The sequence below is a fragment of the Phyllobacterium sp. 22229 genome, from assembly GCF_052056495.1.
Taxonomy (GTDB): Bacteria; Pseudomonadota; Alphaproteobacteria; order Rhizobiales; family Rhizobiaceae; genus Phyllobacterium; species Phyllobacterium myrsinacearum.
On record NZ_JBQEPA010000025.1, the window covers coordinates 38,567 to 58,974 of the forward strand.

Annotated in this window: 19 protein-coding genes; 8 read left to right on the top strand and 11 right to left on the bottom strand. The window is 59.1% G+C overall.

Going from position 1 to position 20,408, the window contains the following annotated elements; translation table 11 throughout:
* Positions 1-2 precede the first annotated feature (2 nt).
* The 3 genes from ACTJJ7_RS24035 to ACTJJ7_RS24045 all read left to right on the top strand — a co-directional run bounded on the left by ACTJJ7_RS24035 (position 3) and on the right by ACTJJ7_RS24045 (position 3,059).
* Positions 3-1,049, top strand: coding sequence for an NAD(P)-dependent alcohol dehydrogenase (locus tag ACTJJ7_RS24035; protein WP_440969076.1), 1,047 nt, complete (start codon positions 3-5; stop codon positions 1,047-1,049).
* A complete protein-coding gene (locus ACTJJ7_RS24040) occupies positions 1,049-2,143 on the top strand; it encodes an ABC transporter ATP-binding protein (protein WP_440969077.1) in 1,095 nt (364 codons plus the stop codon). The genes ACTJJ7_RS24035 and ACTJJ7_RS24040 overlap by 1 nt, the downstream gene beginning before the upstream one ends.
* A 157-nt stretch (positions 2,144-2,300) precedes the next feature.
* Complete coding sequence (locus ACTJJ7_RS24045) at positions 2,301-3,059, top strand: AraC family transcriptional regulator (RefSeq protein WP_440969078.1); 759 nt, start codon at positions 2,301-2,303, stop codon at positions 3,057-3,059.
* 37 nt (positions 3,060-3,096) lie between these two features.
* Here the strand turns inward: ACTJJ7_RS24045 and ACTJJ7_RS24050 are convergent, their stop codons facing one another.
* The 5 genes from ACTJJ7_RS24050 to ACTJJ7_RS24070 all read right to left on the bottom strand — a co-directional run bounded on the left by ACTJJ7_RS24050 (position 3,097) and on the right by ACTJJ7_RS24070 (position 6,799).
* Positions 3,097-3,834, bottom strand: coding sequence for an amino acid ABC transporter ATP-binding protein (locus ACTJJ7_RS24050; protein ID WP_105735284.1), 738 nt, complete (start codon positions 3,832-3,834; stop codon positions 3,097-3,099).
* A 19-nt stretch (positions 3,835-3,853) separates the two neighbouring features.
* Complete coding sequence (locus ACTJJ7_RS24055) at positions 3,854-4,546, bottom strand: amino acid ABC transporter permease (protein WP_105735283.1); 693 nt, start codon at positions 4,544-4,546, stop codon at positions 3,854-3,856.
* On the bottom strand, positions 4,546-5,283 hold the full coding sequence (locus tag ACTJJ7_RS24060) for an amino acid ABC transporter permease (RefSeq protein ID WP_440969079.1): 738 nt from the start codon (positions 5,281-5,283) through the stop codon (positions 4,546-4,548). The genes ACTJJ7_RS24055 and ACTJJ7_RS24060 overlap by 1 nt, the downstream gene beginning before the upstream one ends.
* Before the next feature lie 194 nt (positions 5,284-5,477).
* The gene (locus tag ACTJJ7_RS24065) at positions 5,478-6,380 is read right to left on the bottom strand and encodes an amino acid ABC transporter substrate-binding protein (RefSeq protein WP_105735281.1); all 903 of its coding nucleotides are present in this window, start codon (positions 6,378-6,380) and stop codon (positions 5,478-5,480) included.
* 191 nt (positions 6,381-6,571) lie between these two features.
* Positions 6,572-6,799 carry a hypothetical protein gene (locus ACTJJ7_RS24070; RefSeq protein WP_105735280.1) on the bottom strand — a complete coding sequence of 76 codons (228 nt, stop codon included), beginning with the start codon at positions 6,797-6,799 and terminating at the stop codon, positions 6,572-6,574.
* Positions 6,800-7,207: 408 nt separating this feature from the next.
* On the opposite strand from ACTJJ7_RS24070, the gene ACTJJ7_RS24075 reads away from it, so the two are divergent.
* Positions 7,208-8,863: an alpha/beta hydrolase gene (locus tag ACTJJ7_RS24075; RefSeq protein ID WP_440969080.1), complete on the top strand. Its 1,656-nt coding sequence runs from the start codon at positions 7,208-7,210 to the stop codon at positions 8,861-8,863.
* Positions 8,864-8,866: 3 nt separating this feature from the next.
* Here ACTJJ7_RS24075 and ACTJJ7_RS24080 read toward each other — a convergent pair whose 3' ends face one another.
* From ACTJJ7_RS24080 to ACTJJ7_RS24105, 6 genes are all read right to left on the bottom strand, one after another.
* The gene (locus tag ACTJJ7_RS24080) at positions 8,867-11,338 is read right to left on the bottom strand and encodes a beta-mannosidase (RefSeq protein WP_440969081.1); all 2,472 of its coding nucleotides are present in this window, start codon (positions 11,336-11,338) and stop codon (positions 8,867-8,869) included.
* 14 nt (positions 11,339-11,352) lie between these two features.
* Complete coding sequence (locus ACTJJ7_RS24085) at positions 11,353-12,360, bottom strand: DUF1839 family protein (RefSeq protein ID WP_440969082.1); 1,008 nt, start codon at positions 12,358-12,360, stop codon at positions 11,353-11,355.
* An 8-nt stretch (positions 12,361-12,368) separates the two neighbouring features.
* Complete coding sequence (locus ACTJJ7_RS24090; protein ID WP_130272304.1) at positions 12,369-13,277, bottom strand: amino acid--[acyl-carrier-protein] ligase; 909 nt, start codon at positions 13,275-13,277, stop codon at positions 12,369-12,371.
* A gap of 14 nt (positions 13,278-13,291) precedes the next feature.
* Positions 13,292-14,464, bottom strand: coding sequence for an acyl-CoA dehydrogenase family protein (locus tag ACTJJ7_RS24095; protein ID WP_105735276.1), 1,173 nt, complete (start codon positions 14,462-14,464; stop codon positions 13,292-13,294).
* Positions 14,464-14,715: an acyl carrier protein gene (locus tag ACTJJ7_RS24100; RefSeq protein WP_105735275.1), complete on the bottom strand. Its 252-nt coding sequence runs from the start codon at positions 14,713-14,715 to the stop codon at positions 14,464-14,466. Before ACTJJ7_RS24100 ends, ACTJJ7_RS24095 begins: the two co-directional genes overlap by 1 nt.
* A gap of 160 nt (positions 14,716-14,875) precedes the next feature.
* Positions 14,876-15,754, bottom strand: a complete 879-nt coding sequence (locus ACTJJ7_RS24105) for a GntR family transcriptional regulator (RefSeq protein WP_245421153.1) — start codon at positions 15,752-15,754, stop codon at positions 14,876-14,878.
* A gap of 111 nt (positions 15,755-15,865) precedes the next feature.
* On the opposite strand from ACTJJ7_RS24105, the gene ACTJJ7_RS24110 reads away from it, so the two are divergent.
* From ACTJJ7_RS24110 to ACTJJ7_RS24125, 4 genes are all read left to right on the top strand, one after another.
* Positions 15,866-17,011 (top strand): C45 family autoproteolytic acyltransferase/hydolase, encoded by a 1,146-nt coding sequence (locus tag ACTJJ7_RS24110; RefSeq protein ID WP_440969083.1) that lies wholly within the window; start codon positions 15,866-15,868, stop codon positions 17,009-17,011.
* Positions 17,012-17,078: 67 nt separating this feature from the next.
* Positions 17,079-18,620 (top strand): ABC transporter substrate-binding protein, encoded by a 1,542-nt coding sequence (locus tag ACTJJ7_RS24115; RefSeq protein WP_440969084.1) that lies wholly within the window; start codon positions 17,079-17,081, stop codon positions 18,618-18,620.
* A 32-nt stretch (positions 18,621-18,652) separates the two neighbouring features.
* On the top strand, positions 18,653-19,597 hold the full coding sequence (locus ACTJJ7_RS24120; protein ID WP_440969085.1) for an ABC transporter permease: 945 nt from the start codon (positions 18,653-18,655) through the stop codon (positions 19,595-19,597).
* Positions 19,594-20,406: an ABC transporter permease gene (locus ACTJJ7_RS24125; protein ID WP_440969086.1), complete on the top strand. Its 813-nt coding sequence runs from the start codon at positions 19,594-19,596 to the stop codon at positions 20,404-20,406. Before ACTJJ7_RS24120 ends, ACTJJ7_RS24125 begins: the two co-directional genes overlap by 4 nt.
* The last annotated feature ends 2 nt before the right edge of the window (positions 20,407-20,408 follow it).

Below are 20,408 nucleotides of genomic sequence, written 5' to 3' on the forward strand. Positions count from 1 at the left end.
GCATGAAGGCTCTTGTTCTGGAAAAAACCCGTCACCTGGCGCTGCGCGACATGGAACAACCGCTTGTTCTCGGTCTTGACGACGTGAAAATCGCGGTTGAAACCGTCGGGATCTGCGGCAGCGATGTGCATTATTATACCCATGGCCGTATTGGACCCTATGTCGTCGAAAAGCCCATGGTGCTGGGGCACGAGGCTTCCGGGGTGGTGGTCGAGGTCGGCGCAAATGTTGGTGCGCTCAAGCCGGGCGACAGGGTATGCATGGAACCGGGAATAGCCAACGACAAATCGCGCGCCACCCGGCTCGGCCTCTACAATCTCGACCCGGATGTCGTCTTCTGGGCGACACCGCCGGTTCATGGCTGCCTGACGCCTTATGTCGTTCACCCCGCCAACCTGACCTTCAAGCTGCCGGATAATGTTTCTTTTGCCGAAGGTGCCATGATCGAGCCTCTTGCTGTCGGCATGCAGGCTGTCACCAAGGCGCGCGTTTCGCCGGGTGACGTGGCGCTGGTGATCGGCGCTGGACCCATCGGGATCATGGTGGCGCTTGCCGCCCTCGCAGGGGGATGCAGCACGGTTATCATCTCTGATATCCAGAATCCCAAGCTTGAAATAGCCGGGTGTTACGATGGCATTGTTGCAGTCAATAGCCGCGAGCGCGACCTTGCCGGGTTCATACGGGAGTTTACCGGCAATTGGGGTGTTGACGTCGTCTTTGAAGCAAGCGGGCATCCCAGCGCATTCAAGGGGATTTTTGAGTTCATTCGCCCTGGCGGAACCGCAGTGTTTGTCGGCATGCCGGTTGAGCCGGTTCAACTGGATATCGTCTCCGCGCAATCGAAGGAGGTGCGGATCGAAACAGTGTTCCGCTATGCCAACGTCTATGATCGTGCATTGGCGCTCATTGCCTCGGGAAAGGTCGATCTCAAGCCGCTGATCACCGAAACATATCCGTTTAGAGAGAGCGTGCAGGCATTTGAACGGGCGGCCGAAGGGCGGCCGCGTGACATAAAACTGCAGATACATCTTGGGAAGGACGCTCAGTGATGGCCGCGATCGTTTGCAATGAAATCACCAAGCGCTATGGCAATCATCAGGTTGTGCACGCATTCAACCTGGCGGTCAGGGAAAACGAATTCGTGGTTTTCCTCGGCCCTTCCGGCTGTGGTAAGTCCACCATCCTGCGGATGCTGGCAGGACTGGAGGAAATCTCCGATGGGGAGTTGAGCATTGCGGGCAAGGTGGTGAATGATCTGCCGCCGCGCGACCGGGACATTGCCATGGTGTTTCAGAATTATGCGCTTTATCCGCATATGAGTGTTTTCGACAATATTGCCTTTGGTCTGAAGCGCCTGAAGGTTGCAAAATCCGAGATTGAACAGCGGGTGAAGGATGTGGCCTCAATGCTTGGCCTTGAGCCTTATCTCGGGCGCAAGCCAGCGGCGCTGTCCGGCGGGCAGCAGCAGCGGGTGGCCATTGCCCGCGCCATGATCAAGACCCCCGCCGTGTTTCTTTTTGATGAGCCCCTGTCCAATCTCGATGCGAAGCTGCGCAACCATATGCGGGTTGAAATCGCCCGGTTGCATCAATCACTCAGGACCACCACTGTCTACGTAACCCACGATCAACTGGAAGCGATGACGCTGGCCGACCGGATCGTCCTTCTGAAAGACGGCCGTATCGAGCAATTGGGAACACCGAAGGAAATCTACGAGAATCCCCGCAGCAAATTTGTTGCGAGCTTCATCGGGACACCGTCCATGAATTTCATCGATATGGTGGTTTCGTCGGATGGAGCGAGCTTCGTGCTCACCAATGCTGCAACCCGATTGAGAGTGTGCAAGGAGCGCTACCGTCTCCAAGACGGACAGACGGTCATCGTCGGTATCCGGCCCGCCCATCTGGTCCCCGCTTCCGACGGCAATGACGGCAACATTATTGCGGGCGTCGTTGACCTCATCGAGTATCTCGGCAACGAAGCACTGGTGAATTTTGAGCTTGGCGGTGTTGAAATTGGCGCGCTGCTCGATTCCAACGCATGCCCGCAACGCAAACAACCCTGCCGGTTGACGGTCGATGAAAGACATATTCATATATTCGACCGGGAGAGTGAACTGACATTGATCCGCAGTTTGTCCTGAGCAACAAGGCAAGAGGATAATGGTCGTCATAGGAGCTTCGAAGAGCGCGGAACTCGAACACATTCTGTGTGATCCGGGTCACTCCTTCCGCTGGTTTACACACGACTATCCCTATCGGCTTGCCTGTTGGAACTATCACCCGGAATATGAGATTCACTTGATTACCCAATCAAGCGGCACTGCTTTTGTCGGCGATTATATTGGAGATTTCCATCCGGGAAATCTCTGTCTTGTCGGCTCCAATCTGCCGCACGAATGGGTCAGCACGAATTTCGGCAACCAAACTTTGTCGGGGCGGGACATGGTTCTGCAATTTGATCCGCAGATCTTTGCGCGTGCCGCGGGCACCATGCCCGAGATGGCCGCGCCCCGGGCACTCCTGGAGCAGGCTCTGCGCGGCTTGCAGTTTCACGGCCGCGCTGAGAAGCAGGGCATTGACCTGATGCGCAGGATCGGGGCAGCGCAGGGATTGCAGCGGTTTGCACTGTTCCTCGAATTGATCGCCTTGATGAGCGAAACGGATGAGAAGACCGTTCTTTCAAGCCATGACTACGCGCCCAATCTCGACCCCGGTAGTGCGGCCGTTATGCAGCGGGTTACCGCCTATATCCTTGGGAATATCACCGACGAGGTCCGGATGTCGGTTGCCGCGGAACTGGCGGAAATGACGCCGTCGACTTTTTCGCGCTATTTCAAGCGAACGACGGGCAAGAACTTCGTCGATTATGTTCACAAGCTGCGGATTGGCCGGGCGTGCAATATGATCAATGAGCTGGATGAGCCGATTACGTCGGTTTGTTTCAATGTGGGATACAAGAACATCTCCAATTTCAACCGCCACTTCAAACGGGAGTGCGGCTTGACGCCATCCGGTTACAGAAAGCTGGCAGGAGTGCCGCGCTCGAACAGGATATAGCGCAGGCACTTGCCGGTGACATCAGATGCCGCAGGCGTCAGTACTGCAGAATCTTGTTGAGAAATTCCCGTGTGCGGGGCTGGCGGTCCTCGATCTTGCCGAAGAACTCGTCCTTGGTTGTATCCTCGAGAATGCGCCCGCCGACATCCATGAAAATGACGCGGTTGGAGACTTTCCGGGCAAAACCCATTTCATGCGTCACCACCATCATGGTCATGCCTTCGGAGGCGAGGCCGACCATGACGTCAAGCACCTCGCCCACCATCTCCGGATCGAGGGCCGATGTCGGCTCGTCGAAAAGCATGATGATGGGATCCATGGAGAGCGCACGGGCGATGGCCACGCGCTGCTGCTGGCCGCCGGAAAGCTGGCCGGGAAATTTGTGCTGATGATCGATGAGGCCGACACGCTCCAGCATTTGCAGGCCGCGCTTCTTGGCTTCGTCGCGCCGGCGGCCAAGCACCTTCACCTGGGCAATGATGAGATTGTCCGTAACCGACAGATGCGGAAACAGTTCGAAGTGCTGGAAGACCATCCCGACGCGGCTTCTTAATTTCGGCAGGTCGGTGGCCTTGTCGTGAACGGCGACGCCGTCGATCCAGATTTCGCCCTTCTGGATGGGTTCAAGCGCGTTGATGGTCTTGATCAGGGTGGATTTGCCCGAGCCGGACGGCCCGCAAACGACAACGACCTCTCCCTTGTTAATCTTGACGGAGCAGTCGTTGAGGACCTGGGTCGTGCCATACCATTTGGAAACGCTTTTCATTTCGATCATTGTGATTGCGTCCTTCAGTTCAGCGCACGATGCGGATTTTCTGGTTCAATTTCTTGACGAGCATGGACAAGAAAAAGGAGATGATAAAATAGACCACGGCGGCCAGGAGATAGGTTTCGATCCGCCTGCCGAACGTATTGCCCATGATTTCGAAACCCTTGAGGATGTCGTAGGCACCGATCGCATAGACCAACGAGGTATCCTGGAACAGCACGATGGTCTGGGTCAGGAAGACCGGCAGCATGTTGCGGATCGCCTGTGGTAGGATGATGTAGCGCATGTTCTGCGCATAGGTCATGCCGAGAGCCTGCCCCGCATTGGTTTGGCCGCGCGGCAGGGATTGGATGCCGGCGCGCACGATCTCGCTGAAGAAGGCCGCTTCAAACACGACGAAGGTAATCAGGGCGCAAATCTCGGCCCGGTATTTCTGGCCGCTTCCGCCGGGGAACAGGTCGTAGAAACCGGACGGCACCAGCAGGAAAAACCAGAGGATCACCATCACCAGGGGTACGCTGCGAAACACATTGACATACCAGGTCGCGATATATTCCAGCGGCTTGATGTTGGACAGGCGCATCAGGGCGATGATGGTGCCCAGGGCAATGCCGCCGACGGTGGCGGCGATCGTGAGCGCGACGCTGAAATAGAGGCCGCTGAGCAGATAATTGCTGATGTTGGCCCATGTATAGAATGAAAAGTCGAGCGTAGCCATCAATGCGCTCCCTGCGTCTGGAGTGTCAGGCCGGGTATGCGCATCCGCCGTTCCATGAAGGCCATGACCCGGTTGACCACCAGCGCGGTCACCGCATAGAGCACTGTCGCTGCCAGATAGACCTCGACCCCGCGCGAGGTCTCTTCCTGCGTCTGCATGGCGAAGCTGATCAGTTCGGGAATCGAGACCGCGAAGGCGACCGACGAATTCTTGACGATGTTCATCGCCTCACTGGTCAGTGGCGGAATGATGATGCGGAAGGTCTGTGGCAGGATCACATAGCGGTAGGCCTGGAACTGAGTGAAGCCGACGGCATAAGCGGCGTTGCGCTGGCCTGTCGGCAAGGCCTGGATACCAGCACGTATCTGTTCGGCAATGCGGGCGGACGTGAAGAAGCCGAGCGCACAGCAGGCCAAAACGAAGCCCGGCACGCTCCGCATGCCCGGAACAAGTTCGGAAATCACGAAGAACCAGATGAAGAGCTGGACGAGGATGGGAATATTGCGGAAAAGTTCAACCCATCCCGCCGCGAAGGCGGAGATGATCCGGTGTCCCGACAGCGTGCGCAAGGTGCCAATGAGGATACCGAACACCAGGGCGATGACCAATGAGGCGGCGGCCACGGCAACCGTATAGCCCCAAGCCGATAGCATCCATTGAAAGTAGGTGACGCCGTCACCCCGGTCATCCCAAAGAAACTGCCAGCGATCCCATACGTTCTGCCAATACGCCATCATACCTTGCCCACCCGCTCGCCAACCGATCCCAGCCCGGCCAATTTGAATCCGGCTGCGGGCAGTGACCGGAGGTTTGTCCCAGCCGGCCTCCGCAGTCGCGCCGTCAGCCGACAGGCTTTATCGCCCATCCGCACGTGTTGCATTAACAGGGCCGGTACTGCGTTTCCCGGCCCTGATCCCTGGTAAGCCCAAGCCTATTGACCGGGCTGCTTGTAGTCTTCGGTCGGCTTGTCGTTCGGATTGGCCCATGCTTCCTTGGTGGCTTCCGACGCCGGCATGTTCAGCGAAACATTGTTCGGTGGAATGGGCTGCATGAACCACTTGTCGTAGAGTTTGGCGATTGTACCCGCCTTGATCTGTTCCACGATGCTTTCGTCGACCGCCTTCTTGAACTCGGGGTCATCCTTCCGGATCATGATGGCGATGGGCTCAACCGAAAGGACCTCCGGCAGGACCTTGAAATCGCTTGGCTTCTGTGCGCGGGCAATATTGGCTGCGAGGATCGAGGCGTCCATCACGAAGGCATCGGCGCGGCCACTCTGCAGCAAGAGGAAGCTGTCGGCGTGATCCTTGCCATAGACCTCGTTGAAGCTGATGTCCTTGCCGCGCTTGTTCTTGCGCAGGGTCTGCACGGAGGTGGTGCCGGTCGTGGTCGCCACGTTCTTGCCGTTCAGGTCTTCCAGCTTGCTGATGTTCGAGTTGGCGCGGACAGCGATTTTCACTTCCTCGACATACACGGTATCGGCAAATGCCACATCCTTCGCGCGAGCGGCATTGTTTGTGGTCGAACCGCATTCGAGATCGACGGTGCCGTTCTGGACCAGAGGCACGCGGTTCTGCGATGTGACGGGCTGATACCGGATATCCAGCTTTTCAAGCCCAAGCTTCTTCTTGATGTCCGCGATGATATTCTGACAGACATCGTAGTGATAGCCGGTATAGACGCCGTTGCCGAGCGTATAGGCCAATCCGGATGACTCTCGTACACCCTGCGTGATGGTGCCAGAGGACTTGATCTTGTCCAGAGTTCCGTCAGCCTGTGCCGCTGACCCAAGAGCAGCAAAGAGTATTGTTGCCGTGATCAGAATTTTTTTCATTTAATCCTCCAATTCGAACGCCGTAACTATGGCCGCATTCGGCGTAATTGAAAAGCGTTTAGGCTTCCAATTTGCAAATCCGGGCAGCTTGGCTGTGGAACACTCATTGTTGTGAAAGGCTCCTGGCGCGCGCGGCCGGCCCATGGGCAGCGATGTAATAGGCCCGCCGCCCGCTGGCGATGTGCGGATGTTCAGTCTCTCGGAGCCGCATAGACGAGCAGCTGCCAGACGATTGGCAGGCTGTTCGAATGCCGGTGTTGCGCCGGGAGCGGCACGCCTTCCGGTGCCGCTATTTCCTCCCCGCAGTTTTTGCAGCGGTAAATACCGGAATTGTAGGGGACAGACCCAGGCTCGAATTCCTTGTCAAACTGATCGCTCTCGTATCTCAGCAGGTATTTTCCATATTTGTATGAGGCCATGTTTTTCTCCCGCGATGTCACTATACGGGTCAGCGGTGTCCGGCGCGAAGCAGGCATACAGTCTGATTCAACCATTGGCCGCCCCAAGGTAATCCGGGCCTGATGTTAATGGAGACTCGGGCCGATTGTCACTACAGCTGTTTGCCCTCACGCGCAGCCGGCCGAATTCTTATGTGTTTGGTAACCGGAATGACAAGCGCGGGTGGCCATTGCCCCTGTTCCTCTGCTAGATCAATCCATTCAGCATCGGGGGCGAGGCGGACCATGAACAAGGAAATCCATAGGCAGTCTGGGGAATTTGCGGACGCTGTAAGGATAGGGGGGCGGGCGGCCGCGCAGCCTGTTGTTTTCAATCAGACGATTGGACTTTTTCAACAGGCTGATGCGGATCATTCGGGTAATACAGCTGTGCTTTTCGCCAGCCCATGGGGGCTTGAAGAACTGTGCATCCGCAAATTCTGGCGCATCATTGCGGAGCAACTGGCAGAGAAGGGCATTCCCTCCTTCCGCTTCGATTGGCCGGGAACCGGCGACGCGCTGGATGGTGGTGACTTTTCCAAAGGGCTGGCGGTCTGGAGTGATGCGCTTGTGGCCGGGGCGGCATTGCTGAAGGACCTCTCAGGCTGCCAGCGCGTCATTGTTCTGAGCCAGGGCCTGGGTTGCGTGATTGCCGCCGATGCTGCGGGCCGCATCGACGGGCTCGACGCTATTGCGTTCATGGCTCCGGTCGTTTCAGGCCGCCATTATACGCGCGAACTGTCGATCTGGTCCGGCATGGTCGACGCCGACCTTGGCTTGCCGGAAGCCCAGCGCGACAAAACTGGTGTGTCTATTGCGTCGCTGAAACTGCCCGCGGAAGTGGCGGAAGGATTGCGCCGGGCAAACCTGATGACGCTTGGCAGCAAAATTGCGCCGGAATGTCTGGTTCTGGCGCGGGTGGACCGGCCGTCCGACCGGGAGTTCGCAGCGCATCTCAGCCAGCTCGGCATCGACACGGCAATTGAGGACTATACCAGCTACGACAAGCTGGTTTCCAATCCTGTCATTTCGCAGCTGCCGCTTGCGGTTGCCGGCCGCATTGCCGACTGGGCTGCTGGTGTTGCGGGACGCATCGCGTCTCCTGAAGTCCAAGCACCTGTCATACGGGATGTGAAGCCTGGAATGCTGCAGGGCGATGACTTCTGCGAAACCCCGCTGCGTTTCGGTCGTGGTGACCGGCTTTATGGCGTGCTGTGCGAGCCGCAGGGGGCAAGGCGCGGCGCGACGGTCTTGTTCCTGACCTCTGCCTATGACCGGCATGCGGGATGGGGACGAACGATTGTCACCATAGCGCGCGCGCTGGCACGGCGCGGCGTCGCCTCGCTCCGGTTTGATACGGCCAATGCATCCGATAGTCCGCCAGTCCCCGGCGTTCCCGATCAGGTACTCTATCATGATGCGCAGAATGCCGATGTTGCCGAAGCGCTGTCTTTTCTCAATGGCCTCGGCACGCCGGCGATCATCGCTGCGGGCCGCTGCAGCGGCGCTTATCTCGGGTTTCAGAGCGCCGTTGCCGACCCGCGGCTGTCCGGTGCGGTCCTCGTCAATCCCATTACCTTTTACTGGGAACCGGGACGTTCGGTCGACGAGGCCGTGCGCGAAGGCAGCCGAACCCTGGAAGAATATGGCAGCCGCCTGTTGCGCGCCTCGACATTCAAACGTCTTGTCCGCGGCGAACTGGATTTTGCCGGCATTGCCCGAAACGTTGCCGGAGGAATGGGCCGGCGCATTGCCAAACGGGCACGGCATCTGCTTCGCGGCCGGACGACGGAAGGCCGGGCGATTTACAAGGCATTCGGCGTGCTGAAGGACAGGCAGATTCCCGTTGAACTGCTCTATAGCTACCGGGATCCGGGGCTTGAATATTTCGGCTATTATTTCGATGCGCGGGAAGACAGGATTGCCGGGTATCCCAATGTGTCGGTCAAGAAGATCCCCGATGCGGATCACAATCTCACACCGCAGCATGCCCGCACTATCTATATTGACGCGCTCGAACGGATGGCACTGCGTTTTCAGGGTTGACGATCACTCAAACCAGACGATGCGGGAACTTCCGGCAATACGGATCTCGCCGGTTGGGCGGGTCGAAAGCGTGGTGCCGTCCCGGGGGCTCAGTCCGAGCCGCTTGGGCTCGCCAGGCGCCAGATGAAACCAGTTGTCATCGGGGCGATAGCCCTCGATATCCACGTGCACTGACTGGGCGAGCACGGGCGTCGTCAGCTCAAGGAACCAGACATTCCCTTCCAGTGTAAGGGCGGTTTCAATTGCCGCGTCATGGAAGGCTTTCGTGCGGCCTTGCGGAAAATGGAAAGCCTCGGCGAGAACCGTACCGGATTGCGGGTCCTTCAAGCGCGCTACGGTCACATCATGGGAAAGCGGGCCAAAACGATAGGCATAGGTTGTATCAAAGAAGGCGCCGAACAGATCCGTTGCCGCCAGTGTCATGGATTGGCCCGGTTTGAGCGTCAGATCACGGCGGCCCGATACAACCGGCTGTTTCCCGGCGCGCAGGGATGTGACCTCCACGCTGGCTTCCAGCCCTTGCGGCCGTTCATTGACGATGTGAAGCGCCAGCCCGTTAACGCCCTCGTCCGTGAGGGTGAGATTGACGGCGCGCCAGGCGCGTTTCAAACCGTACCACGCGGCCTTCGGTTCACCCGTGCTGTCGATGATGCCCCAGCCCGCCCCCGGCAGAAGATCCTGCAGCATCCAGACCAGTCCGCCCCAGCAACTGCTTCCTGGCCGCCGCCATTCGGCAAAAGTGGCTTCCATCACTTCGGCGGTTACCGCCCGGGACAGGTGCAGGTAGGATGGCATGTCTTCGCGGCGCAGTGTCGTGGGATCGAAGCCGTACAGCATGGCAAGATAGGCTTCCCGCACATCCTCGAAGTCCCAGGATACATTGTTGTCGCGGGGCACCCTTGCTTTCCAGCGGGGATGGTGGACTGCGGGCACATTCAGGTGCGCTGTCAATGTGCGGGCTTCCGGAACGTTGGAAAACGCCAGGCATTCGGTAGCGAAGCGGACATTGGCGCGGCGCGCATCGTCCAGCGGCCGGCAATAGGCGCTGACACCGTAATAGTGGCTGACGCCGGCATTGGCAATGAAGGGCAGGGCACCGTCGCATGGTGAATTGGCAACGTACGGCACGTCTGGACGCAGGCTGCGTGACAGGGATGGCAGGATTTCCTCGGTCAGAGGCCCTTTCCAAACGGTTTCCGGCAAGCCCAGCATGGAGCCCTGCTGGTAGATTTCGCTGCCGCCGCACAGGACCGCCAGGGATGGGGCCGCGTGCGTTCGCTTGAGGAACTGCCGGGCTTCCGCGCCGACCTGCGCTGCGAATTCGGCATCCTTCACCGGGTAATCGAAATTGGCGAACATGAAATCCTGCCAGACCAGGATGCCGAGTTCGTCGCACAGATCGAAGAAATCATTGCTTTCATAGGCCGTTATGCCGCTGACGCGGATCATGTTCATTCCGGCATCCGCGGCAAGGCGCAGCCAGGGTGCGTAATCCCTGCGTTTGCCCGGCAGGCGGACAATGTCGGCGGAGCTCCAGACCGCGCCCCGGCAGAAAATGCGCTTGCCGTTGACAATCAAGGCAAAGCCCTGGCTGTCCCCACCCCGGTCGATTTCCAGGCTCCTGAAGCCGGTGCGCCCCATCCGATATGTTTCCTGCCCGGCGTGCAGCACGACATCATGCAGCACCGGTGAACCATGTGTGTGGGGCCACCACGGAGTGGCGCCCGGTATATCAAGACGCGCATGCCAGCGGCCGTCTTCGTTCAGAACGGCTTCGATGCTGCAGCCGGAACATTCCACAACGGGACGTTCAAACGATCCCGAATAAGCGAAACTTACGCTGAGGATGCCGTCTCCTCCGCCGGTCAATTCGCTGTGGATGTCGATGTTGGCTATCGGCTCTTCGTCCAGCCGCAACAGCTTTACAGGACGCCATGGACCTGCCGGATGAATTTCAGGACACCAGCCGGGCATGTAGCCCAGAGGTGTGGTCCGCAGGAGGCGCAGGCCCGGTTCGTTCATCAGTTGGGTGCGCCAGCGTGCGCGGGGGCCTTTCCGGTTAAGAAGAGGCGCCAATGCGCGAAAGCATATGGCAAGCTCGTCCTTGCCGGTCAATTCGACTGTAACGTCCGATGCCAGAAACATATTGGCGGACTGCAAAACTCGGCTGCCGTTCCAATAGACTTCGGCAATTGTCGCCAGCCCTTCGAAACGAAGAATGGCCATTCCCGCCGGTTCGTTGCCGAACGCTCGGATGTACCAGGCATCCTGTTGATTGAGCGGAAAGGGAGCGCCGCGTTCAAAGCGGCCGGCCCGTTCCAGGGCTTCGGCCACCGTGCCCGGTACCGGGACATCCGGCAAAGCGCTTTCGCGGCGCAGCTGATCCGGCCCGGATGCCTCGCCCGACGCCGTCAGGATGAGATGCCATGCATCGTCGAGGTGCTGGCCGTCTCCGGTGCTGATCGGCCGCGGCACGCTCTCCATCCGCGTCAAGCGTCCACGCGGCTTTCGGCGGCATGCACTTTGGGATGGCCGAGTTCCGAAGCCAGAACATCCATCATGCGATCCCACGCATCGGCGGCGGGCATGAGCGCATCGGCCAGCGGAGCAAATTTCTTGCGCGTGACGGCACGGGCAAGCTGGAACTGCGCCGCCTTGGCAACCTCGGCAATGCGGATCGCGTCGTTTGCGGCCGCTGCAAAGGCCCCGTCCGGGCGCAGCCATGCGAGATGGCTGGCGGCGAGTTCGAAGTTTGCGCCCAGCTGGCGCATCGTGTTGAAGGCGTATTTGTGGAAGAATGCAAAGGGCCGCTCCGCCACGGCCTCGGCCTGCAGCGGAAACACGTCCATGAACGCACGAATGGGATTTGCTGCGGGCCGGCGGGTGAAATGGCCGGGCAAGAGACGCGCGGATATCTCGCGTATGGACGCGGCATCGGCTGGCCTGTCCGGGAATTTTGCAAATTCCGTGTAGGGGAGGAACGGCATATCCTCAGCGGTCAGATGACGCTGGAACAGGCCGTCGAAATCGTCGCCGTCCAGGCGGAAGAAGCCGCCATTGTGGAAATAATCGAGGCTGCGGTTTTGCGTATCCATGCGGTTGATGGCAACCGTCGTCTTGCCGTGCTCGCTGCGGTAGCCCACCCCATGGGTGTCCGGCATGAAATAGCTGTCCATTTCCACGAGGGTGAGGCGGCCCCGTGCCATCTGTGCGGCCACGTGGCTTTCCACCGTGTCAAAGATGGCAAGCTCGCCGACGCGAATGCCATAGAGCGTCTCCAGATCCTCCAGCGGCACCTTGAAAAAGGTAAACTGGTCGCCTTCAAAATCCTGGTTCAGGGTGAAGCCCAGCATTGCTTCTGGCGGCAGGTTCTGTGCGGCAAGAACCTCGATCCACAGATCAACGTAGCAGTTGGTCTCCGGCCAAATCCGGTCCTGCGCATGCAGGGCATGCGGCCGGTATGTCTGCGGATCGATATGGGGAAAAACAGCTTGCATGCCGCCGGTCAGCCCCACAATTCCTGGCGAACCTGCTCCGGCCACGCTTCGATGTCGAGGCCATGGTGGTGGAACAGGGCGAGTGCAATCCGCTCCAGGCCAAATCCGACACAGGCAGTATGGACCGTCGTGCCATCGGCGAATTGAATGCCCCATTTCGTGCCGAAATGATCCTGATGATAGTTGAAGCTCATGCAGGCGGTCGGGTTTTCGATTGACGTGATCGGGATAAGCAGTTCGAACTTCAGGTTCTGATCGCGCTGATTGTTGACGAGCATGCGCCCGGCGCGGCCAAAGAAGGGATCGTTGGCAACGTCGATGTGAACGGGAAGACCCACCCGCTGCATGATGTCCGTGCCCCGCTCGATCCAGAGCTGGCGGAATTCCATCACGTCGTCGGCCTTGCCCATGCGGACATATTCACGCATGCGGAACATCTGCTGGCGTGCCGGGTCTTTCGACGGTTCGTGCCGGAAGCAATAGGATTGCAGGTCGAACAGTCCGCCGTCTGCCGGCAGGTCGCCGCGCTGGGCAATGACGGGATAGAGCGGATAGCAGGCGGCCGGCGTCAGCACGATATCAGTCGCTTCCTGTTCCTTCGTCCAGTCCTTGCCCGCATCCATGCACTGGATGAGATTGACATGGTCAAGCTCGCATCCGCAGAAGCTGTGGATGGTTCCGGCCAATTGCGGAAAACTCTTCATGTAGCCGCTTTTTTCGAAGATGGCGCGGTTCATCCCGGGCGGGAAGCGGATGGCTTCTGCACCATCGCCGCCGCCGGTGCGGTCAATCAGCCGCTCGAATGCGGCGATGACGTCCTCGAAACGGCCGCTGCGTCCATAAAGACCGTCAACGCCGGTATCGAGCAGGAGACCGGCCGAAAACAGGCGGTCGAGAAAAGATATTTGAGCGTCCATGCCGTGTTACCCCGTTACCCCAAAAGACTGGTGTTCTGTTTATGGATGAGCAGCATCGTGGCGGTGTTGCCAAGAATGCGCTCATTGGAAACCATGAGCTGTGCCGAATTGGCGTCGCGCAAATGCCGGCCGAGGCTGTAGGGTGTTCCGTTCTTGTAACCCATGATGCCACAGACAAGCATGGCATGATTGATGATCTGCAGAATGGATTGCGATGCGCCAACCTTCAGGTTGTTCATCGTGATGGCAAAGCCCATGGAGGCAAGCTTGTCGCTGTCGTCCTTGGCATGCCGGTAGGTGTTGAGGCAGGCGACGATTTCGGACTTCAGCATCTGCAGCATGTTCGACGCTTCGGCGACGCGCAATGCTCCCGGCTGCTGAACGCCGGGCGCACGCTTGGCTGCTGCCCTGACGAAGGACTGGGCCCGGGTGACGGCATCGACTGCAATCCCGTACCAGAGCGCGCTCCAGAGGAGATGCGCCATGGCAAGCATGGATTGCGCCGCGATTTCAGCGAAAGGGTGGGGCAGGATCTGCTCCGTGCTGCCAGCTCCCCGGAAAACGAACCCTTCCGAGCAGGTGCCGCGCATGCCGAGGGTATCCCAGCCGTTTGTCTTCTCGAGCGTATACTGATCCTTGACAAAAACGGTCATGACCTGGTCTGAGGATGCGGCCTCCGCGCCCGAGCGGGAGGTGATCAGGATCGCATCGGCTTCGGTGCCGTAGGAAATGACTGTCGCATTCTTTTCAAGGCGGCAGACATCGCCGTCAATTTCGATGGCGCATATGCTGTTGCGCAAATCCCCGCCAATGCCGCCTTCGGTGGTTGCAGATGCCAGCAGCAACTGCTCGGCCGCAACCCGGCGCATAAAGGCCCGGTGCCATTGCGCAGATTGGCCATGTTCGACAAGACTCGACAGCTTGATGTGATGCATCGCGAAAATCATCGCGCTGGCAGCACAGGACTGTCCGATGATGGAACATATTTCTGCAATCTGCTCGACCTGTGCCGCCTCGCCGCCAAGATCGGCGGGAATCTGGATACCAAGCAGATGTTCGGCCTTCATCGCGCTGATAGCTTCGCGCGGAAAGCGTGCCTGGGTGTCGACATTGTCGGCGAACTGGGCGGCGATGGCGGCAACGCGTGTTGCGCGCTGCTGTAGGCTGTTACCGGCGCCGGCGTTCATCAGGCATCCTCATTGTTCTTGAGGATCGCTTCCACTGTCCGCTCGATAGCCTTGATGCTGGCAAAGGATTTGCGGTTGAGGAACTGGTCCGAGAATTCAATGTCGAATCTGTCCTCGATGCCCAGCATCAGCTGGACAGACGCGAATGAGGACAACCCGGCATTGTATAGGTCTTCTTCATCGCTGATCTGTTCGACGGCGACCGGCAAGCCGCCTACCTTAGCCAAAAGTTCCCGAATGGCTTCATTCATTGGATGCACCCCCGCACATATTTATCGTTGTCTGCAATACGCGAATATGCCGGCAGTTTCTATCGTCTGGAGTCTTTATTTCTAGTTATGGTTGTTTTTTTGGGAATCACTGGAAAAACGGGTTGATTATGACCGGGCGGATGGTCTTCCCAGCATCCCGTTAGTCCACCTCATAGCGGCTGGCGCCTTCGATGTGACGGCGCAAAAGCGCCTCGGCAAAGGTCAGGTCGTTTTCGGAAAGGGCGTCGAGAATGGCGATGTGTTCGATGCAGACCTGACGGATGCGTTCGTGCGGAAGCCGCTCGAAATAGGCATATTCGGTAATACGCCGCAGGCTGTTCTGCTGGCGAACGGCCTGGACAAGAAAACGATTGCCGGACCAGACGGCCAGGGCTTCGTGGAACGACGCGTTGACGCTGAACCACTGATCCCGCTGGACCGATGCGGGCGGAATGCGCATGATATCCGCCTGCGCCGCGCGGATGGATGCAAGATGATCCTTGTCCGCCCTGAAACCGGGATGGCGCAGAGCGCCGCATTCCAGGATCATGCGGAACTGATAGCTTTCCTCCTCAACCTGGTCGGTATCGAGGCTTTCGGCAAAAGCCCAGCCATGGCCTCTCTGGCGCTGGACGAGACCCTCGGCGGCAAACCGCAGCAGGACTTTGCGAATGGTACCCCGCGTGGCGTCATAACGCTCCGCCAGCTGCGTCTCTGACACCTCCATCGGTATTGCGCCCGTCGCCCGGTCGGCCATCAGCCGTTTGTGGATATCCTCCAGTTCCGAAGGCGGGGCGATGCCATCGATATCGCCATTGCCATCCGGCAGGAGAGCGAGGACGTAGCCCCGTCCAGGCGCGTGGGCTAGAACGCCGCGGCTTGCCAGCAAGGCAAGGGCCGAGCGGATGGGTGACCGCGAGACACCCAGCCTTCTGGCCAGGGCAAAATCCGACACGCGCTCTCCGACAGGCCACCGCTCCGACGAGGCCAAGGAAACGATCTGGCGGGCGATTTCTATTTGCAGGTCACTGACGGTCAATTCTGGCTCCATATCCTATGCGGCTTATTTTTGCATAAAAGCCAATTGACACGCAATCATTGTGTATTAAAGTGTACGTAAATCAAACAAAATACACTATAAGGCGCAGCGATGAATTCCTATCCGACATCCTTTCCCTTCGTAACTGTCTCCGGGACGCCATTTGAGCGCGGGCGCCAATACGGCGCTGCGGTACCCGAGCGCGTGAAAAAAAGTGTTGCGCTGTATGGCGACCAGCTTGCCAAGCTGGGCTACAGCGCAGCGGAAAAGACCCGCCTCATCGAGGAGTTTGCCGGAGAAATTGCGAATTTCGGTGCGCACTATATCGAGGAGATGCGCGGCATCGCCGAGGGCGCCGGCGTTGCTTTCGACGATATCGTCATGATCAATGCCCGCACCGAAGTCATTGCCAAGGCGCGTCTGGAAAAGAACGCGCCGCTGGACGAAGAGGATGAGATCGATGACGGATGCACCGGGGCGGTCATTCTTCCCGAGAGAAGCCTGGATGGCACCGTCATTCATGGCCAGAACTGGGACTGGAAGACGGAGTGCGCCGAGACGGCCATTGTCCTGCGGGTTCTGCAGGAGGACGGCCCTGATTTCCTGACATTCGTCGAAGCGGGCGGTCTTGCGCGGAACGGCATGAACAGCGCCGGCGTCTGCATCACTGCAAACTATCTTGAATCCGATCGCGACTACCGGCAGCAGGGTGTTCCCCTGGCGCTGATCCGTCGCAAGGCATTGGAGCAGGAGCATTTTGCCCTTGCGATGCGGGCGGTGGCGGGAACGCCGAAGGCCTGTTCCAACAACATGATCCTCTCGACCGGCGCGGGCTTTGCCATCGATCTTGAATGCGCACCTGACGAGGTGTTCCAGATATTGCCGGCCAATGGTCTGGTTGTTCACGCCAATCACTGGGTGAGTCCCGTGGCACTGTCGAAACTGCGGGATACGGGGCTGCCGCATGTGCCGGAAAGCCCATACCGGGACTGGCGCGTGCGCAAGATACTGGAGGAAGCCGGGGAAAAACTCGGCATCGCCGATATGAAGCGCGCCTTCTTCGATGACTTTCTGACGCCCTATGCCGTTTGCAGGCCGCCGAGATTGAACACCGAAGGCAATCTTTCGGCCACGGTTGCCATGGTCATCATGCACCCCGCCAGCGGCACCATGGAGGTTGCATGCCTGCCGGCCATCAACCGCAACTTCACCCGCTACAGCCTTCGGTCGGAGCCGGTTCAAGTCGCAGCCGCTTAAAGGACGGAAATCTTTCCTTCTTCAACCAACGGGCACCTAAGCCCGGATGAATAATGGGGTTCAGAACATGAAGAATGCTATTTTGATGTCATTGGCATTGGGGCTGCTTGCGGTCCCCGCCGCCGCCCAGTCGATCACGGCGGCAATTCCGGCTGACATTCGCAGTTCCAATCCCGGTGTCAACCGTGACGATTATACGGATGCGGTGGTTCTGCACACGGTGGAGGGGCTTGTCGGCTACAAGGAAGACGGCTCCGTCGGTCCGCTGCTTGCGCAAAGCTTCGAGCTTTCGCCGGATGGGCTGACCTATACATTCAAGCTCAGGTCCGGCGTCACCTTTCACAATGGCGAACCGTTGACCGCCGCCGATGTGCTGTGGAGCTGGACCCGCTACATGGACCCCAAGACCGAGTGGCGCTGCCTGCCGGAATTTGACGGCCGCAACGGTCTCAAGGTGGATGCCGTCACGACGCCTGATCCGCAAACCGTGGTCATGAAGATCAATCACCCGAGTGCGATTTTTCTCGACACGCTGGCGCGCACGGATTGCGGAATGACCGCCGTGCTGCAGAAAGCGTCTGTCAAGGCTGACGGAAGCTGGGACAGGCCCATCGGCACCGGGCCCTACAAGTTCGGTGATTGGAAGCGCGGGGAATACATCACCCTCGACGCCTTTGAAAACTACGTGTCGCCAGCGGGAGACAAGGCCGATGGCTATGTCGGCTCCAAGCGCCCGCTGATCAAGGAAATCAAATTCCTCGTCGTGCCCGATCCGGCCACGGTGAAAGCCGGACTTTTGTCCGGCGCCCTTGACGTCGCATCGGTTCTAAGCACCGACATTCCGGAGTTTTCAGCCAATGCGAATTTCACCGTGACGGCAGGAGCGGAAGCCTCCAAGCATACATTCTTGATGCAGACCAAAGATCCGCTGCTTTCCAAGGTGGAGATGCGGCAAGCCATCGCTGCGGCGCTCGATCTTCCGACCCTTGTCGCACAGGCGACCAACGGTACCGGCCGTCCCAACAATTCCGCCATCTTCCCCGGCTCGCGCTACTACAGCGACATCCAGAAAGAAGCCTTCGCCCCTGATCCGGCAAAGGTGGCGGACCTGCTCGCCAAGGCCGGCTACAAGGGCGAGGAAATCAACATCATCGCCAACAAGCGGCCCACCGCACCAAGTTTCGATGCGGCGGTGGTGGCACAGGCCATGCTTCAGGCCGTGGGGATCAATGCCCGCATTGAGGTCCTCGACTGGTCAACACAGCTCGACCGCTACAATTCCGGCAAATACCAGATGATGTCCTTCTCCTATTCCGCGCGCCTCGATCCGGCTCTGAGCTTCGAGCAGTTCTCCGGGCCCAAGGACAAACAGCCGCGCAAGGTCTGGGACAACCCCGAAGTGCTGGAGCTGATTGCCAAGGCCATGGAAGTGTCCGATCAGGCGCAGCGGCAGGCCATCTTCGACGAGCTTCACAAAAAGCTGCTGCACGATGTTCCCCTGATCATTTACTGCAACGGGACCGGCGAAACCGTCAACGGCAAACGGCTGAAGGGCACGCCTGTCTGGCAGTCCAAGCTGCGTCTTTGGGAACTCAGTCTCGAACAATAGTGGCCGCGTTCCCGCAGGCTTGAGAGGTCAGCATGCTGAAGTTCGCCATTACCCGCATTGGCACAGCAATCCCGACATTGTTCATCGTGGCGGTGTCCGTGTTCTTTCTCATCCGCCTCATTCCCGGTGATCCGGCATCGCTGATGCTGGGTGACCTGGCGGATCCGGCGAGCCTTGCGGATCTGCGCGCCAGGCTGGGGCTCGATCAGCCCATTCCCGCCCAGTTTGCGATCTGGCTCGGTAATCTGCTGCACGGGGATTTTGGCCGGTCGATCACCAATCAGCAGGAGGTTCTGCCGCTGATACTGTCACGCCTGCGCATCAGTGCGGAAATCGTGCTGATTGCGGTTTTCCTGGCCAGCATTGTTGCCGTACCGGCAGGGATGATCGCGGCCTGGCGGCAAAACAGCATGACGGACGTGGCACTGGTCGGCGGTGCAACCATCCTGCTCTCCATTCCGGCGTTCTGGATGGGGCTGCTCCTGCTGCTGTTTTTCGGGCTGAAGCTCGGTTGGCTTCCAGTGCTTGGCTATGTCTCCATGTCACAGAATCTTCCGCAGGGACTGCTCTATATCATCTTGCCGGTGGTAACGCTTTTCCTGCATGAGATCGGTGTGATCCTGCGCATGGCGCGCGCCTCGACGCTGGAAGTCATGCAGCTGGATTACATTACCCACGCCCGGGCCAAGGGCCTGTCGGAATCCGCAGTTCTCTGGCGGCACGCCTTCAAGAATGCCTTTGGCCCGACCTGGACCCTGATCGGCATCGTCCTCGGCAATCTGCTCGGCGGTATCGCCGTGGTTGAAACGGTGTTCACCATACCCGGCCTCGGGCGTCTGCTTGTCGATGCCATTTTCGCCAGGGACTATCCCGTCATCCAGGGCTGCCTCCTGCTCATTGCAACGGTGTATGTGCTGGTGAACCTCGTCGTCGATCTGTTTTATCCCCTATTTGATCCGAGGGTGACTGCCGAATGAGAAATCTGGCTCCGAACGCGCTTCTCGGTAGCGCACTGATTGGAACATTGCTGGCCGGAGCGTTCATGGGGGCGGTGTGGACGCCCTATGATCCGCTCGGCCTCAACTTCAAACTCAGGCTTGCCGGGCCAAGTGCTGCCCATTGGCTGGGAACGGACGAGTTCGGCCGTGATGTGCTCAGCCGGCTGCTGACCGGAGCGGCGACCAGTTTCTGGATAAGCCTGCTGACCGTGGCGCTGGCCGTAACTGCCGGCACCCTGATCGGGATATTGACGGGCTATTTCCGCGGCTGGGTTGATCGCATCGTCATGACCTTCAATGACGCGCTGCTCGCCTTCCCCGGTATCCTCCTGGCGCTCGGCCTGCTCGCGATTGTCGGGGCGAACAAGTACGGCATCATTCTGGCGCTTGGCCTCGCCTATACCCCGACTGTCGTGCGGATTGTCCGCGGCAACGTCCTGTCATTGCGCGAGCGGGAATTCATCGAGGCCTCGCGGGTCATGGGCAATTCGAACGCCTATACGATGGGCCGCCACATCCTGCCCAACTGTGTCGCACCGCTTACGGTCCTCGCCACGTCGATGTTCGGCTGGGTCCTGCTTGCCGAAAGCGCGCTCAGCTTCCTCGGCCTCGGCGTGCCACCGCCCGCGCCGACCTGGGGCAACATGCTGGCGAGCGGGCGGCCCTTTATATCCCAGGCGGTGTGGCTGGCCATATTTCCGGGCCTCTGCATCTCGCTGACCCTGCTCGGGATCAATCTTCTCGGCGATGCGCTGCGTGACAAACTTGATCCAAGGATGAGGGGCTGACG